The organism is Acinetobacter sp. YH01008, assembly GCF_013420435.1.
In the GTDB taxonomy this organism is placed as follows: domain Bacteria; phylum Pseudomonadota; class Gammaproteobacteria; order Pseudomonadales; family Moraxellaceae; genus Acinetobacter; species Acinetobacter pseudolwoffii.
In genome coordinates this window covers 13,791-29,962 of record NZ_VOYD01000016.1, presented here as the reverse complement: position 1 = coordinate 29,962, position 16,172 = coordinate 13,791, and the positions used below count along the sequence as shown (strand labels likewise).

Below are 16,172 nucleotides of genomic sequence, written 5' to 3'. Positions count from 1 at the left end.
CTTAACTTAAAAACTATTATGAATAAAATGATTTTAATCCATAGCTCATCATGCATAGCATTCATAATAAAACACTGATGGATATGAGTGTTTTCCATCGTATAGATATCAATTTATATCCACTTTTTGTCGCTATTTTTGAACAGAACAGTATTTCTAAAGCAGCACAGCGATTATGTATCACCCAATCTGCTGCTAGTCACGCTTTGCAGCGGCTCAGAAATCAGTTGCAGGATGATCTGTTCGTACGTTTTGGTGCAAAAATGCAACCCACGCCGTTTGCTGAACAGATTTATCCCGCCATTAAAAATGCCCTGATGACGATTCAAAGTATTTCTATTCAGCATCAACAATTTCAACCAAATATGGTGCAAAGTTTAAAAATTGCCGTACATGATGAAATTGAACCAATGATTTTTCCAAAGTTGGTGGCACATTTTCAGAAAATGAATCTGGATATTCAGTTTAGTAGCATCAAGCTGGATCGTAAAAATATCAGTGCTGACCTGGCGGCGCAGCAGGTCGATTTTGTCATGGATCTTGAGCAAAAACTGGGAGATAAAATTCAGTTTGAACCCTTAGTACAAGATGAATTTGTCGTCTGTACGCAGCAAAATAAAATTTCAGAACAATCCTATCTTTCCTCCCCACATATAGGGGTATCATCTCGCCGTACAGGTATCTTAATTGAAGATCTGTATTTGAGCCGTAAGCAGCTTTCAAGACAGATTTTTTTACGCTGTCAGCATTATTCAACTGCGTTGCAAATTTTGGAGCAATATCCCCAAGCGATGTTGACTATGCCACGCAATATCTTAGAACATTTACAGATAGCCAAAATTCTGAATTTTTTTGAAGTGCCTGTGCAACTGCCTAAGATTAATATGGGAATGTATTGGCACAAAGATTTACAGGAAAATAAGAGACATCAATTTTTGCGAAGCGAAATTAATAACATTTTTACTTAGGCTATTTTAAGTAGATATGAATTTTGCTTAGGCTATTCTAATGGTTGGTATTGTAGCCTGAAATGTCAGGCTCAACCTAAATTGCTTAGGCTATTTATAAATACAAAATGAAACACTGACTGTTTAGCTTTTGAACTCTAGTGCTTGGGGCTTTCCTCTACAATCATGCATCTGCTTGCTGTTGTTCTTCTACAGCTTCTTTTGATGATCTGGATTTTAGTTTGTTGCCTCTTTCTCCCACCTGGCAAATTGTGCTGGGTTTATTTGCCTTATGCTTTTCCTATTATTTGCTGCACAAACTCACCATTTACCTCAAGGATATATTTCGTCCCTTTAAAAAAGGACAGAAATACTGGTGTCGTGTTAAGGCGGTTAGCGATGGGGATACCCTCACCTGCTACCGTTTCAATATTAGACGTTCTGAAACCAGACTACGTTTTGCCTATGTGGATGCGCCAGAATCCAGCCAAAGCTATGGCAAAGAGTCACAGCGTCTAGTTAAAAGCATGGTGAAAAACAAAATAGTTCGCGTGAAAATTACAGATATTGACCGTTATGGTCGCTGCGTCGGCGTCGTTTACCGCTATCGTAAAAATATCAATGAAGAAATCGTGAAACGCGGCGCAGCATGGGTCTACGAAGATTATATTAAAGATAAAAACCATTTACGCTATATGCTGGACTTGCAAAACAAAGCCAAAAAACAGAAAAAAGGACTCTGGAAAAGTAGCCGACCTGTACGCCCAAGTGTGTATCGAAAACAGGTAAAATCCTAATCTTTGCTGATTTCTCTTCGCTATTAAAAAGTGATCCGGCTCGCCAGATCACTTTTTAATTTTTAAATTAATACGCCAGATGGACAAAAAACCTGAATGCGCCTGCAATTAAAGCCAGAGTAACGAAGCCTAAAATCCATAGGCCCACAAACCATAATATCTGCTTCCCTTTCATTGTTGCTCCTTAATGATAGCCATCATCCCCGACCCGCACTTTATGGCGGAATACCCAGTACGACACGCCGGTATAAATCAGAATGATTGGAATAAGTAATAAAGCACCAATTAAGGTAAATAATTGACTACTTTCTGGCGCTGCCGCCTCCCAGATGGTCACTGACGGTGGAATGATATAAGGCCAGAGACTGATCAGAAATCCGGTATAGGCCAGAAAAACCAGCACCAGCATGTACATGAATGGGCTAAGTTCCTTACGTTGTTTGCAGGCACGTAAAGCCAGCCAGGTAAATAACAGGACTAAGATCGGCACGGGCATGAGATACATAAATTGTGGCTGACTAAACCAGCGTTCCGCAATCTGCGGATGAGTCAGCGGCGTATAAATACTGACAGCGCCCAGGATAATCAATAAGGCGATAATCATTTTTGGCATCAGCTGATACATACGGTCTTGTAACTGATCGGCCGTTCTAAAAATCAGCCAGCCACAGCCTAAGGCAGCATACAGCACCATGACACTCAGACCGGTAAACAGGCTAAATGGTGTCAACCAGTCCAGCCCGCCGCCCGCATAAATGCCATTTCGGGTTTCAATTCCCTGAATATAAGCGCCTAAAATCACCCCTTGCAGGAAGCTGGTCAGCGCAGAACCACCAATAAAGGCTTTGTCCCACCAATGTTTACTGCGATTGGCCTTAAAACGGAATTCAAAAGCAACACCACGGAAGATCAGCGCAATCACCATCAGGATGATCGGCATATACAGTGCAGATAATACGGTGGAATAGACCAGCGGAAATGCTGCAAATAAACCTGCGCCACCCAATACCATCCAGGTTTCATTGCCATCCCAGACAGGCGCAACAGTATTCATCATCACATCACGGTCATCCTGATGCGGAAAAAACGGAAATAGAATGCCAATGCCCAGATCAAAACCATCCAGAATGACATAGATCAGGACACCAACGGCGATGATCACCACCCAAATCAATGACAAATCAATCATTTTTTATTCTCCTGATCTGCATTATCGGCCCCCTCCTCAATACTCTCGCGAATACTGCTCAATGGCCGGCGAGATGCCTGAATCACATCACTATCAATTTCATGTGGGGGTGTAGAATGAATAAATTCCGGGCCTTTGTGCATGAGTCGTAACATATAATAAATACCGGCGCCAAAGACCACACAGTAGACCACGACAAAGATAATCAGGGTCAAGCCTACCTGCTCTGCCGATACCGGCGATAGGGCGTCTTTGGTACGCATGATGCCATACACCACCCAGGGTTGACGGCCAACCTCCGTCGTAAACCACCCCGCCAGCATGGCAATAAAACCGGAAGGCCCCATAATCAGGGCAAACCGATGTAATCCTCGGGATTCATAAAAGCGGCCTTTTTTACGTGACCATGCTCCCCAGATTGCCAGCAGTAGCATCAACATTCCTAGCCCGACCATGATCCGAAAACTCCAGAACACGATTGCCGAATTAGGACGGTCTTCAGGTGCAAAATCCTTTAAGCCGGTGACAGTACCGTCCATGGAATGTGTCAGGATCAAGCTGCCCAGATTAGGAATGGCGATGGCATATTTGGTTTCCTCAGCCTGCATATCTGGCAGTCCAAACAGATATAAAGGCATGCCGCCATCATGATTGGTTTCCCAATGACCTTCCATTGCCGCCAGTTTGGCGGGTTGATGTTCAAGCGTATTTAGACCATGTACATCACCCACCAAAACCTGTAGCGGCGCAAGTGCCAGAATCAGCCACATTGCCATGGAAAATGAAGTTTTGACCAAGGCATCACGACGGCCCTGAATAAGATGCCAGGCTGCTGTGGCTGCCACCAGCAATGCAGAAACCAAAAAGGCAGCAATCGCCATATGCGCCAAACGGTAGGGAAATGACGGGTTAAATACGATGGCGATCCAGTCTTTGGGGACAAACAGACCATTTTCGATGGCAAAGCCTTGCGGCGTTTGCATCCAGCTATTGGAGGATAAAATCCAGAACATCGAGATACAGGTGCCTACCGCGACCATCAAGGTCGAGAAAAAGTGTGCACGTGGCCCCACCCGTCCCCAGCCGAAGAGCATAATTCCCAAAAAGCCCGCTTCCAGAAAAAAGGCGGTAAGAACTTCATAGGCCAGTAATGGGCCAGTCACGCCACCTGCAATCCGGGAGAATTCACTCCAGTTGGTGCCGAACTGATAGCTCATGACCACGCCAGAGACCACGCCCATCCCAAATGCTACAGCGAAGATTTTCACCCAAAACTTAAACAGATCCCGATAAATCGGGTCTTGGGTTTTGAGCCAGCGCCATTCCAGAATCGCCAAAAAGCTGGCCAATCCGATTGAGATTGCAGGAAAAATAATATGAAAAGAGACAGTAAAGGCGAATTGTATTCGCGCTAACTCTAATGCGGTTAAACCCAGGGTCATACATTTCACCTATATATAATTATTTGTAGGAGCCTTGCTTAGATTTATTAGTGAAGTGTTTTTTCTTGGTCTTAGCTTAGGCTTAATTTGGCTTGGCAATATGTAGACTTTTGTCGGTTATTTTTTACTCAAGTTAACAATGTGTAAGCGCTATTTAATTAAATATGCAAGTGAATATTTAATTGAACGGTGACCACTTGTGTAATCCCCCAAATAGGCGTAAATTAAGCAAAAATTAGTTACCCAGGTTAACTATATGTTCTATCAGACTTCCAGATTTCGTTCCTTGTTGTTGCGGTGCGCACGACTCATGAGTGATGAGATCAATACTATTTTATTATCCTCTCAGCTCAATTACTCCCTATGGCAAGTGCTTTACATCATTCAAGCCCACCAACAATGTACATTGGTTGATATTTCAAGCTATTTGAATGTGTCGAAGCCCGGTATTACCAAGCGGATTCAGCAACTGGTGGAGCTGGATCTGATCGCCCAGATCGAAACTGAAGATAAGCGTCAAAAACTATTCAAACTGAGTGAACAAGGCATAGAAACCTTTGCCATGTGTTCCAAGCAGATTGATGCATTTGAAGATCAGTTACTTGAACAGATTGAGGCAAATGATCTGCAAAAAAGTAAAACCACCCTGGTACAACTTATTCAGCAGTTACAACCTAATTCTCAGGAAAATTCATGATGAGCCAAGAACAAGAAGCGCCTTTATGGACGCCCAACTTTATCCTGATCAGTCTGGTAAATTTTCAACTGGTTCTGGTGTTTTACTTGCTAGTGATTGTCATCGTCGGTTACTCGGTTGCTGAGTTAGGTGCGTCGACTGCTCAAGCCGGTCTGGTATCCGGTCTGTTTATTGTGGGTACGTTATTTGGACGATTATTGATTGGAAAATTACTGAATCGTCTAGGTTTGAAAAATACTCTTGTTATTGGTTTGACTGGTTTCCTTCTTTTTTCCGGACTGTATTTGATTCCAGCCAAGCTGGAGGTTTTATTAGGGATCCGGCTGATACACGGTTTTATGATGGGTATGGCTTCTACTGTACTGGGTACAGTGATTGCACAGACCATTCCTGCCACCCGGCGTGGTGAAGGAATTGGCTATTACAGCATGAGCAGCACCCTTGGCACAGCGATTGGTCCCTTTGTCGGAATCTGGCTGATGACAAATTTTAATTATCAGGTTATTTTCATCTTTACCAGTATCGTTGCGCTCAGCTGCCTGATTTGTGGCTTGTTCATCCAGCCACCACGCCTTAAGGCAAGTCATTCATCAGCAGATTCTACCTCGCAAAGCACCAGCAAACTGGCTCAGTATATTGAACCGAATGCCCTACCGATTGCACTGATTGTACTGCTGGTGGCTACTTCTTACTCAGGTGTACTGTCCTTTATTCATTTTTATGCCAAAGACATTAATCTGGTCGAAGCAGCATCATTCTTTTTCTTAATGTATGCCTTTGCCATTTTGCTTTCGCGTCCTTTTACCGGCCCGCTCATGGATCGTAAAGGCGAAAATATCATTATCTATCCTGCCATTGTGATTATGGCACTGGGGATATTGCTACTCAGTCAGGCGCAAAACTCTGTGATGTTACTTGCCAGTGCTGCCTTGCTTGGTTTTGGTTTTGGTAATATCCAGTCGGTGTGTCAAACCATTGCGGTGAAAAGTACGACATTGCAGCGTATGGGACTCGCAACCTCAACCTTCTTTATTGCCCTGGATGCCGGTCTTGGTTTTGGACCTTATTTCCTCGGCATGCTTCTGGATCAGATCGGTTATCGTCAGCTTTACCTGTACTCTGCTGTACTGACCATCAGCTGTCTGATCTGGTATTACCTGTTGCATGGCCGTAAAGCGGGGGAAATACAACCTTCTTATTAAACACTTCTAAAAGCGACGGCTAAAGCGGCGCCGATATTCCAACGGCGTCAAGCCAGTTTTTCTATGAAATAAACGGCGAAATGAACTTGGGTCCTGATAACCAATATTTTGCATGATCACATCCACCGCCTGATCGGTTTCTTCCAGACGTTTGCGTGCAGCTTCAATCCGGATCGCTTGCAGATACTGATTCGGCGGCAAGTCCAGTGCCTGTTTAAAATGGCGAATCAAGGTACGCGTGGTGACATTAAAACGTGTTGCGATATCATCCAAGCTAAAAGACTCATGAAAATGCTGCTCCAGCCAGTTCTGGACATTTTGCACCAGTTCATCATGATGCGGTTGTCCAATCTTGAGTAAGGAATAAGACAGCTGGCTATCGCGTCGATAATCAATCACAAAAGATTTGGCCGATTGCATGGCCACCTCAAAGCCATAAAAACGTTCAATCAGATGCAAACCTAAGTCGAACCAGGCCAGGCCACCACCCGCGCAATAGATATTCTGGTCGCGGCTAATCATCAGATCGGCATTCAATTTGACCTGCGGATAATGCGTCCGGAAAATATCTTGAAAGCCCCAATGCGTCGTTGCCACGCGATTATCTAAAATACCGGCTTCTGCCAGAAAGAAATTTCCGGTGCAATTTCCAGCAATTAAGGTCGAATCTGCATGAGCAGATTTTAGAAACTGGATCAGCTCAGGGTTTTGTTGCAATACATCCTGAATCGGTGCAGCTATGGTTGGCACCACCACAATATCTGCAGTTTGAATCTCTTGATAGGAACAATGTGCCTGTAATTCCAGACCATTAATACAACGAATCGGTTGTCCATCCGGACTGGCAATACTGACTTTAAACAGGCGCTGTACATCCTGCTGCTGAATGCGGTTCCAGCTCACACCGGCCATGGCAAATAAATCGACGACACCGGTAATGGCAGAAGCCAGAGCGCCATCAAAACCCAAAACTACAACTCGCTGCATCTTGATCTCATTGTCATTTTTTACCTGTTTGATGTCATTATTGACAATCCTGCTGAATAAAAGCAACTGTTAGTCTTGGCGCTATCTTAAGGATTTTACATTCAGGACAGTACCGTGACCCAGCTAATAAATGATAAAGATCTTAATTTTCTACTTTATGATGTCTTCAAACTTGAAGCTCTGACAAAACTGGAACGTTATCAGGAGCATGATAAAAATACCTTTGACAGTATTTTAGATACAGCCAAGGGTATCGCGACCGATTACTTTGCCCCGCATAATGCCAAAGCCGATCAGCATGAACCGAGCTTTGATGGGAAGCAGGTCAAAACCATTGCTGAAGTCAAAACGGCGTGGCAGCAGTTTGCCGAGGCCGGCCTGCTCTGTGCCCAGCATGATTATGAACATGGCGGTATGCAACTCCCGACTTTATTAAATATGGCCTGCAATGCCTATTTTATGGCGGCCAATCCTTCAACTGTTGCCTATTCTTTTCTGACTGCGGCGGCGGCAAATCTGATTCAAGCCTTTGCTTCACCGGAACAAAAACAGCTATTTTTACCGCATATGTTGAGCGGCCGCTTTGCCGGCACTATGGCCATGACCGAGCCGAATGTCGGTTCTTCTCTGGGTGATCTAACGACCAAAGCTATTCCTCTGGCAGATGGAACTTATAACATTAAAGGCCAGAAAATGTTTATTTCTGGTGGTGATCAGGATATTACCGAAAATATTATTCATCTGGTTCTGGCGCGGATTCAGGATGCACCGCAAGGGGTCAAAGGTATTTCCCTGTTCATTGTGCCGAAATTTAAAACCAATCCAGATGGCTCTATAGGTGAATCCAATGATGTACAGCTGGCTGGTTTACTGCACAAAATGGGTTATAGAGGAACGACTTCAACGGTTTTAAGCTTTGGCGAAAATGATGCTTGCTTAGGCTATTTGATTGGTGAAGCAGGTCATGGCTTAAAATATATGTTTAAAATGATGAATGAGGCGCGTGTCGGCGTAGGCTTGGGCGCAGCCATGATTGGCTATCGCGGTTATCTGGAATCCTTAAACTATGCCAAAAACCGTCCGCAAGGTCGTCTTGCACATGAAAAATCGCCTGATTCCAAACCGGTCAATATTATTGAGCATAGTGATGTCAAACGTATGCTGCTGGCACAAAAAGCTTATGTCGAAGGATCACTGGCCCTGTGTTTATTTGCGGCGCGTCTGATTGATGAACATCAGGCAGCACATGATGAGGACAGTGCCCTCTTGCTTGATCTGATCACTCCAGTGGTCAAATCCTTCCCTTCAGCCTATGGCCCAAAAGCCAATGATCTGGCGATTCAGGTTTTGGGCGGCGCGGGTTATACCCGTGATTATCCGGTCGAACAATGCTACCGCGATAACCGCCTCAATCCGATTCATGAAGGCACGTATGGTATTCAGTCCCTGGATTTGCTTGGGCGTAAACTCTGGCAGCACAATGGCAAGGGACTCAGCCTGTTGATGCAACGCATCCAGCATACGTTGTCTGAGATTCAGAATCCCAAGTTAGTCGCACTGGCAGAAAGCTTTCAACAACATCTGGCTACCGTGCAAAAAACCACCCAGGTTTTAGGTCAGGCTCTGCATCAAGGCCAAATCAATGAAGCATTAGCCAACTCTGGGCTTTATTTAGACATGATGGGAAAAACCATGATTGCCTGGCTCTGCTTAGACATGGCGCAGCAGGCACAACTTAAATTTGGCAATTCCGATCAAAAAGAAGATCAGGACTTTTTGGCGGGCAAGTTTCAGGCAGCCCAATATTTTATCCGTTGGGAATTGCCTGAAATTGAACATCAGGCCAAGTTACTGATGAACTTTGATGATAGCTGCAGGAATATGCAAGCTGACTGGTTTTAAGGTTCATAGCTAAATAAAAATGCGCTGTAAGAAGTAATGCTGATCAGTTAAGGAGTTTAGAAACAGACTCTTTAATTTTTAGTCATTCAATGCGGAGTATTAATGTTATAAATCAAATTCTTGTAAATTATTTGTTACTTTGGTTTCGCCCAAATGAGAAGCGAAGCTTCGCAAGGAGGGCATCTTGCGGAGCAACACTCCTCACCGCAAAACTCGTCAGCCACCATCGACTAGTAAATTTGTCGCAGAAACAATCATTTTTAAATGTAGTCCTGCCTCAAACAGTTGCGGATGACTTTTTTATCTATCAGATATAATCATGAATTTGAAAAAGAAAATGCCAGTCAATTCCTTAACTGACTGGCATTAGCTGTAAGAAGCGCATTTTTTATTTAAAACTAGGTTTATGCTTCAGTACTTAAAATAAGTCCAAACTTTTTAAAAATTTTCTCACGTTTGCCTGGATGAATATTGGCCTTAGTCAGGTCACCCTGATAATGCTGATAGACCCGTTGGTCCATCATTTTGTACCATAACGGCGGAATTAAAGCCGGAATCAACATGGTGGCATAACCACTGGGTAATTCGGGTGCTTCATCAAAATGTCGCAGTGCCTGAAATGGGCGGCTTGGAAAGGCATGATGGTCTGAATGGCGCTGCAACTGGTACAAAAACAGATTGGTCACAATATTGTTATTATTCCAGCTATGTTCAGGCAAGGTCCGTTCATAACTGCCATCATCTTTTTCTGTGCGTTTCAAACCATAATGTTCAATATAATTGACGATTTCAAACAGAGTTACCCCATAAAAGGCCTGAGTCAGTGTATAAGGAATGAGCTTTTTACCATAAGCACTTAGCATCAAGGCATGGTAGCCTGCACTCATCGCCCAGCCATGAAACAGTTCATTTTCCTTGCTTAAAAATTTCAATCCTTTACGTTCCAGACGTTTCTTTTCAATCTGGATCGCTGACTTTAATCCGCCAAACACAGTGCGTGGCCAGAAACGGTAAAAAGACTCACCCATTTGTGAAGATGCCGGATCTTCTGGCGTTGCCACCCGTTTATGATGCCCATAAGGATGTTCAATACGGAAATGATTATAGGCCAAAGGCATCAGGCTGGCATGCGACCAGTAATGGTCTTTTTTCTGCGGACGATGACTCAGTTCATGTGCCGTATTGACCGCAATGCCGTTAATCGCACCCATGGAAACTCCCAATAAGAGCTGATCCAGTATCGATACATTTGGACGTGTCACCACATAGCCGGCAAAAGCGTTGGCTGCCATTTGCAAGGGAATAAAGGCTTTTACAATCCGGTCATAATACGGATCTTTGACCAGCGCCTTGATCTGCTCATCATTTGGATTATTGGCATCATCGCCAATCAGGGCATCTAATGTCGGAATAATCACATGCAGTAATAAAGGCCCGCCCATCGCAAAGATTTTTTGAGTGGCTTTGGGACCAAAATGATAACCGGCCAGAATTCCCATTCCGATCACAGGCAGACCTGGGCTGAGCAACCAGCCAAAACGTTTTTTATCCAGCTTTACACCTTTTGGTGCGTACGCTTCCTGCGTAAACTGCGCTTTCTGGATTTGTGCAGGGGCATTCATTGCGACCTTCCTTTTTTATGTTACTCTGCACTTATAGTTGAATATTTCAGCAGTAGCGAACAGTATTCAACGTCCAGAAAAGCTATGTCAGCGTCTTTGGCACATGCTGCCAAATTCTGGCCTAAAATCACAAAGTTAAAAAATTTATAGTCAATTAAATGAAATAAAACAGAAGAATAGAGTTAGGCATGGATGCTTTAAGTAAAATTTTTGATGATATTCATCTGGAAAAATCAGAATATCTTTATCTGAATGTGTTTCATCCGGGCGGCTTTGACTATCAGCATGAACCCTTTATGTTGGCCTATATCCTATTACAAGGACAGGCGCAATTAAAGTTCATGAATGGTGATCTGCTCGAGCTACAACAAGGTGATCTGGTGCTATTACCCGCTGGTTCCGCCCATCATGTTTCCTGCCCAGACAATGCCGATTTTTCTGAGCACCATGCGATTAATCCTTATTTTCAGAGCAATGCACAGCAATGTGTTGATCTCAATCGGGAAAATTCGGCGGAGCATAGTTTCATACTGGCTATTCGTTCCAGCCTGGATATGCAGATGGCAAAGCCTCTGCTAAGTGCCTTACCTAAATACCTGCATATTCAGCATATTCTGGGCGACACCGCACCGGAATGGTTACAGGTCGGTTTGCAGTTTCTGGCGCTGGAAACCCAGCAGATGCGGCCGGGACGTGACAAGATTCTGGATCATCTGGTCAGTATTTTACTGATTGAATGTGTGCGGGATTATATTTTAAATCTGGAAAATGCCTCGAGCTGGCTGAATGCGCTCTCGCATCCGGAACTGTCCAATGCACTGGCTGCAATTCATGGCAAACCTGAGCAGTTCTGGACCGTAGAAAGTCTGGCTGAGCAATGTCATATGTCACGTTCCAAATTTGCCCAGCTCTTTACCCAGATTGTTGGTGAGCCGCCACTGGCTTATTTACAACAGCATCGCCTGCGACTGGCGGCACAATATTTGCGAAATAGCGGATTCAGCATTCAGCAAATTGCTTATTTGGTCGGTTATTCATCCGAGACAGCCTTCAGTCAAAGTTTTAAAAAACAGTTTGAACAGACGCCCACCCAGTACCGGCTGAATTGTTAGAACAATAACGTCAAATTACTGGATTAGCGCGAGCACGGCTTTGACCGGGTCTTCGCTATTACCAGACAATAGCTGCTTATGCATGGTGATATGCTGCATCACCTGAATTTGTGCAGTTTCAATATTCATCAGTTTTTCAATTTCAGCCGCCAGCTTTTCAGGCGTAGCATCGGCTTGAATCAGCTCCTGAATGACTTTTTTGCCGGCAATGATATTTGGTAGCGAATAATAAGGAATTTTGATGAGAAATTTCACCACATGATAAGTCAACCAATTCAGCTTATAGAAAGTCACCATCGGACGATGTAATAACATCGCTTCCAATGTCGCAGTACCTGACGCCAGCGCAATAATATTGGAGGCATTCATGACCTGACGGCCGATTTTTGACTCGGTACCGCTGTTTTCCATTAAGCGGATTTGAATCTTTAGACTTTCAGGATAAGTCGCCAGCAAGCGTTCTATCTGTTGCTTGCGCGCCTCATTAATTGCCGGAATCAGGAAAGTATAGTCCGGATATTTCTGATGCAGAATCTTGGCTGCATCCAGAACCAAAGGCCCCAAACGTTCAATCTCACCGCGGCGACTTCCCGGTAATAGTGCAATATGCTTCTGATTCGGATCAAGATTCAGTTCTTGTTTAGCATCGATAATCGGATTTTCAAGTGGCAACTGACTGGCCAGAGGATGACCCACAAAAGCGGCTGGCACATCCCATTTTTTAAAGAAGGTTTTTTCGAATGGGAATAAACACAGCACCAGATCAATGTTGGCCTTAATACCATGCACACGTCCCTGACGCCATGCCCAGACCGAAGGACTGACATATTGCACGGTCTTAATCGGCAACTGTTTTTGTTTAATGGTTTTCGACAGGCGCAGGTTAAAATCAGGTGCATCTATACCAATAAAAATATCGACAGGGTTTTTAGTCCAAGTTTCGACCAGCCCATCACGTACAGCAAAGAGTTTTTTAATATCCTTGAGAACTTCAACAATGCCCATCACCGATAAAACATCCATCGGATAATAGCTTTTAAAGCCTTCTGCGATCATTTGTGGACCACCGATGCCTTCAAATTCGGCATCAATCCCTTGCTCACGAAAACAGCGAATCAACTTTGCGCCAAGCGTATCTCCAGAGACCTCACCGACCACGATTCCAATTTTTAGTTTTCGATTTAGCAAGTGAGTTCCCTCTCAGATCCGTATTGAACTGTATTTAATCGTAATTCTAACATAAAGCTGGGTTTATGCCTGAATAAGCAGTGAGCATCTTATATTTTAAGAAAGGTATGCTTTAGAATTACTTAGCCTACTCTTAATCTTCCCTGATGATTTTTTCTATTGAAGTGGTTTTCCTGATTCATCTTCATTTTCAGGCAGATCAAAGTGTCCTTTAAAATAAGTGACCGGTCTTTCACGTTATTTTCTATAGCGAGGATGAACATGAAACTTCATTTAATTTTAAGCCCAGTGCTTTATCTTTTTTATGCATAAGTAAATCAATAATCAAGACAACGACTTATATCCAAAAGTCATAAGATATCCACGTTTTTTGATTTTGGCATATATGCATGTTTGGTCCGATTGAGTTTATTTTAGCAGGTGTGTTGGTAGGTTTTTGTGTTGGAGTAACCGGTGTCGGTGGTGGCTCATTGATGACACCCATTCTGATCAGCCTATTCCGGATTGAACCCCACATTGCAATTGGTACGGATCTGCTCTATGCCGCGATTTCAAAATTCTGCGGTTCTTTTGTGCATGCCAAAAAAATGAATATTGTCTGGCCAATTGTGATCTGGCTGGCAGTAGGCAGTATTCCAGCATCTTTTGCCACGCATTGGGTACTCGACAACTATTTAAGCCAATCGACACATTACAAGGCCGTCCTGACCATGGTATTGGGCTTTATGCTGACCATTACCGGCTTGTCTATTCTGTTTCGCACCCAGATCGAAAATCTTTTCAACAAATACCGAAAACAAGAACTGCCAGATATGACGCAGGATCTGGAAAAAGTAAAACTGCAAGCCAAGGAAAAGCGCATCGCCATCATGATTATGGGCGTTATCTTGGGTATTTTTGTCACCTTATCTTCAGTCGGTGCAGGTGCATTTGGCATCATGGCTTTAGTGGTGATGTTTCCGAATCTGCCGATGATTCGTATCATTGGCTCAGACGTGGTGCATGCGGTGTTACTGACGCTGGTTGCAGGCTTGGGGCATATGTCATCAGGCAATGTCGATTTCATGCTGCTCATGTGGTTATTGGTGGGTTCTATTCCAGCGATTATTGTCGGCACTTTACTCAGTTCACGGATGCCAGAAAAACTGATTCGCAAAATTTTAGGCATTACCTTATTTGGGCTCGGCCTGAATTTCATGCTTAACCCTGTAAAATCAAAACCGGCTCAACCTGCCGAAACAGCGATGGTCGTCATGAGCCAGAATTCCCAGTCCGTTTAATTTAACTATGCGATTCATCACTTTTTTTTCAAAGAAGTATTCATCTTTTTTATAACAAAGTGACGCATCATTCATGTTATATTCGGGCTATTAAACAACCTTTTGTATGATCGAACCAGTGACGGCAATGAATACACAACAGTCAAATCCCATTTCAGCATCAGATATTGATGACGTGAATATCCACAGCATGATTCCTTTGGTAACCCCTGCTGAGCTTAAAGCAGAATTACCTTTGACTGAAACTGCTTATCAAACCGTACTGCATGGTCGTGAAACGATTCGTAAAATCCTGGATGGTGAAGACAAACGCCTGTTCGTTGTCATCGGCCCCTGTTCTATTCATGATCCTGCGGCTGCACACGAATATGCTGAACGCTTAAAAGCGTTAAGCGAAAAAGTTAAAGACAGCTTATACATCGTGATGCGGGTTTATTTTGAAAAACCACGTACCACAGTGGGCTGGAAAGGCCTGATCAACGATCCGGATATGAACGACTCGTTCAATATCGAAAAAGGTCTGCGTATCGGTCGTAAGCTGTTACTTGAACTGAATGAAATAGGTTTACCATGTGCCACTGAAGCACTTGATCCGAACTCACCGCAGTATTATCAAGACCTGATTTCATGGTCTGCAATTGGTGCACGTACGACTGAAAGCCAGACGCATCGTGAAATGTCTTCAGGTCTGTCTTCACCAGTCGGCTTTAAAAACGGGACGGACGGCGGTTTAACCGTGGCAACCAATGCGATGCAATCGGTCAAACATGGCCATAGCTTCCTGGGTCTAAATGATCAAGGTCAGGTGGCTGTGATTCGTACTTCAGGTAACCCTTATGCTCACGTGGTACTGCGTGGCGGTAATGGCAAACCGAACTACGATGCCGGCTCGGTCGCAGATGCGGAAGCCGCATTAGCCAAGGCCAAAGTCAGCACCAAAATCATGATTGATGCCAGCCATGCCAACTCAAACAAAGACCCGTACCTGCAACCGCTTGTACTCAAAAATATTTCCGAACAAATTCTTGATGGAAACAAGTCAATTGTTGGTATTATGGTAGAAAGTCATCTTAAAGGCGGTCGTCAGGACATTCCTACGAACCTTTGTGATATGGAGTATGGCCAATCAGTCACTGATGGCTGTATCGACTGGGAAACGACTGAAAAAGTCTTACTCGACATGCATGAGGCATTAAAAGATACTTTAGCTAATCGTTAAATGATCTGACAAACGCCATCGCCAAGATGGCGTTTGCATTTCTGAACAAGGAAATTTTATCTGATGAATGATATTGAAACAGCATTAAGCCAGATTGATAATTTTCAGTTTATACATGACCATTTATTTACATCCGGTCAACCGACAACTGAGCAGCTGCAGCTGATTAAAGAATACGGTGTGTCTACGGTCATCAATGTAGCATTAACAGATAACGACCAATATCTGCCACATGAAGATAAAATTTGCCTTGAGCTGGGCCTGAACTATATCCAGTTACCGATTTCATGGGAAACCCCTTCAGACAATCAATGTTTACTGGTACTCGAGCTGATCAATCACCTGATTAAGGAACAGATGGTCTGGGTACACTGTTCACAAAACTATCATGTCAGCTGTCTGATGTATTTATATCGTCAATACTATATGGACGTGGATCTTCCTACGGCGCATGAACATTTGCATCAAATCTGGGAACCGAATGAAACCTGGACAGGTCTCATGCATGCAGTTGCCCTACAGCTGCAAGGCCGTAAAGCAACCCAGGAACTGGAACGATCCCTGATTAATCCAAATTATTTTGTCTGA

15 protein-coding genes are annotated in these 16,172 nt (G+C 43.7%); 9 read left to right on the top strand and 6 right to left on the bottom strand.

The annotated features are described in order from the left end of the window. Positions 1–50: 50 nt before the first annotated feature. The gene (locus FTT75_RS10170) at positions 51–968 is read left to right on the top strand and encodes a LysR family transcriptional regulator (protein ID WP_074382731.1); all 918 of its coding nucleotides are present in this window, start codon (positions 51–53) and stop codon (positions 966–968) included. 221 nt (positions 969–1,189) lie between these two features. Then, positions 1,190–1,744: a thermonuclease family protein gene (locus FTT75_RS10165; RefSeq protein ID WP_005170726.1), complete on the top strand. Its 555-nt coding sequence runs from the start codon at positions 1,190–1,192 to the stop codon at positions 1,742–1,744. Positions 1,745–1,811: 67 nt separating this feature from the next. On the opposite strand, the gene FTT75_RS15865 is transcribed toward FTT75_RS10165, so the two are convergent. The 3 genes from FTT75_RS15865 to FTT75_RS10155 are packed head-to-tail and all read right to left on the bottom strand — an operon-like array spanning position 1,812 to position 4,375. Next, positions 1,812–1,919 (bottom strand): DUF2474 domain-containing protein, encoded by a 108-nt coding sequence (locus FTT75_RS15865; protein WP_100328576.1) that lies wholly within the window; start codon positions 1,917–1,919, stop codon positions 1,812–1,814. 9 nt (positions 1,920–1,928) lie between these two features. After that, positions 1,929–2,933 (bottom strand): cytochrome d ubiquinol oxidase subunit II, encoded by a 1,005-nt coding sequence (gene cydB, locus FTT75_RS10160; protein ID WP_005097023.1) that lies wholly within the window; start codon positions 2,931–2,933, stop codon positions 1,929–1,931. Beyond that, positions 2,930–4,375, bottom strand: a complete 1,446-nt coding sequence (locus FTT75_RS10155) for a cytochrome ubiquinol oxidase subunit I (protein WP_180186362.1) — start codon at positions 4,373–4,375, stop codon at positions 2,930–2,932. Before FTT75_RS10155 ends, cydB begins: the two co-directional genes overlap by 4 nt. 256 nt (positions 4,376–4,631) lie before the next feature. Here FTT75_RS10155 and FTT75_RS10150 point away from each other — a divergent pair, with 256 nt between their 5' ends. Further along, on the top strand, positions 4,632–5,072 hold the full coding sequence (locus FTT75_RS10150) for a MarR family winged helix-turn-helix transcriptional regulator (RefSeq protein WP_064095350.1): 441 nt from the start codon (positions 4,632–4,634) through the stop codon (positions 5,070–5,072). Beyond that, the gene (locus FTT75_RS10145; protein ID WP_180186361.1) at positions 5,072–6,274 is read left to right on the top strand and encodes an MFS transporter; all 1,203 of its coding nucleotides are present in this window, start codon (positions 5,072–5,074) and stop codon (positions 6,272–6,274) included. The genes FTT75_RS10150 and FTT75_RS10145 overlap by 1 nt, the downstream gene beginning before the upstream one ends. A 6-nt stretch (positions 6,275–6,280) precedes the next feature. Here the strand turns inward: FTT75_RS10145 and FTT75_RS10140 are convergent, their stop codons facing one another. Further along, complete coding sequence (locus FTT75_RS10140) at positions 6,281–7,261, bottom strand: GlxA family transcriptional regulator (RefSeq protein WP_180186360.1); 981 nt, start codon at positions 7,259–7,261, stop codon at positions 6,281–6,283. 114 nt (positions 7,262–7,375) lie between these two features. Between FTT75_RS10140 and FTT75_RS10135 the strand changes: the two genes are divergently transcribed. Further along, complete coding sequence (locus tag FTT75_RS10135; protein WP_180000399.1) at positions 7,376–9,163, top strand: acyl-CoA dehydrogenase; 1,788 nt, start codon at positions 7,376–7,378, stop codon at positions 9,161–9,163. Between the two features lie 404 nt (positions 9,164–9,567). On the opposite strand, the gene FTT75_RS10130 is transcribed toward FTT75_RS10135, so the two are convergent. Then, positions 9,568–10,785 carry an alkane 1-monooxygenase gene (locus tag FTT75_RS10130; protein WP_180186359.1) on the bottom strand — a complete coding sequence of 406 codons (1,218 nt, stop codon included), beginning with the start codon at positions 10,783–10,785 and terminating at the stop codon, positions 9,568–9,570. Positions 10,786–10,973: 188 nt separating this feature from the next. On the opposite strand from FTT75_RS10130, the gene FTT75_RS10125 reads away from it, so the two are divergent. Beyond that, a complete protein-coding gene (locus tag FTT75_RS10125) occupies positions 10,974–11,897 on the top strand; it encodes an AraC family transcriptional regulator (RefSeq protein WP_180186358.1) in 924 nt (307 codons plus the stop codon). A gap of 15 nt (positions 11,898–11,912) precedes the next feature. On the opposite strand, the gene lpxB is transcribed toward FTT75_RS10125, so the two are convergent. Further along, positions 11,913–13,085, bottom strand: a complete 1,173-nt coding sequence (lpxB, locus tag FTT75_RS10120) for a lipid-A-disaccharide synthase (protein ID WP_180186357.1) — start codon at positions 13,083–13,085, stop codon at positions 11,913–11,915. A gap of 389 nt (positions 13,086–13,474) precedes the next feature. Between lpxB and FTT75_RS10115 the strand changes: the two genes are divergently transcribed. From FTT75_RS10115 to FTT75_RS10105, 3 genes are all read left to right on the top strand, one after another. Beyond that, entirely contained in the window at positions 13,475–14,365 is an 891-nt protein-coding gene (locus FTT75_RS10115; protein WP_005097034.1) for a sulfite exporter TauE/SafE family protein, read from the top strand. A gap of 127 nt (positions 14,366–14,492) precedes the next feature. Continuing rightward, positions 14,493–15,584 (top strand): 3-deoxy-7-phosphoheptulonate synthase, encoded by a 1,092-nt coding sequence (locus tag FTT75_RS10110; protein WP_180001437.1) that lies wholly within the window; start codon positions 14,493–14,495, stop codon positions 15,582–15,584. A 63-nt stretch (positions 15,585–15,647) separates the two neighbouring features. Continuing rightward, entirely contained in the window at positions 15,648–16,172 is a 525-nt protein-coding gene (locus tag FTT75_RS10105) for a protein tyrosine phosphatase family protein (protein WP_100535153.1), read from the top strand.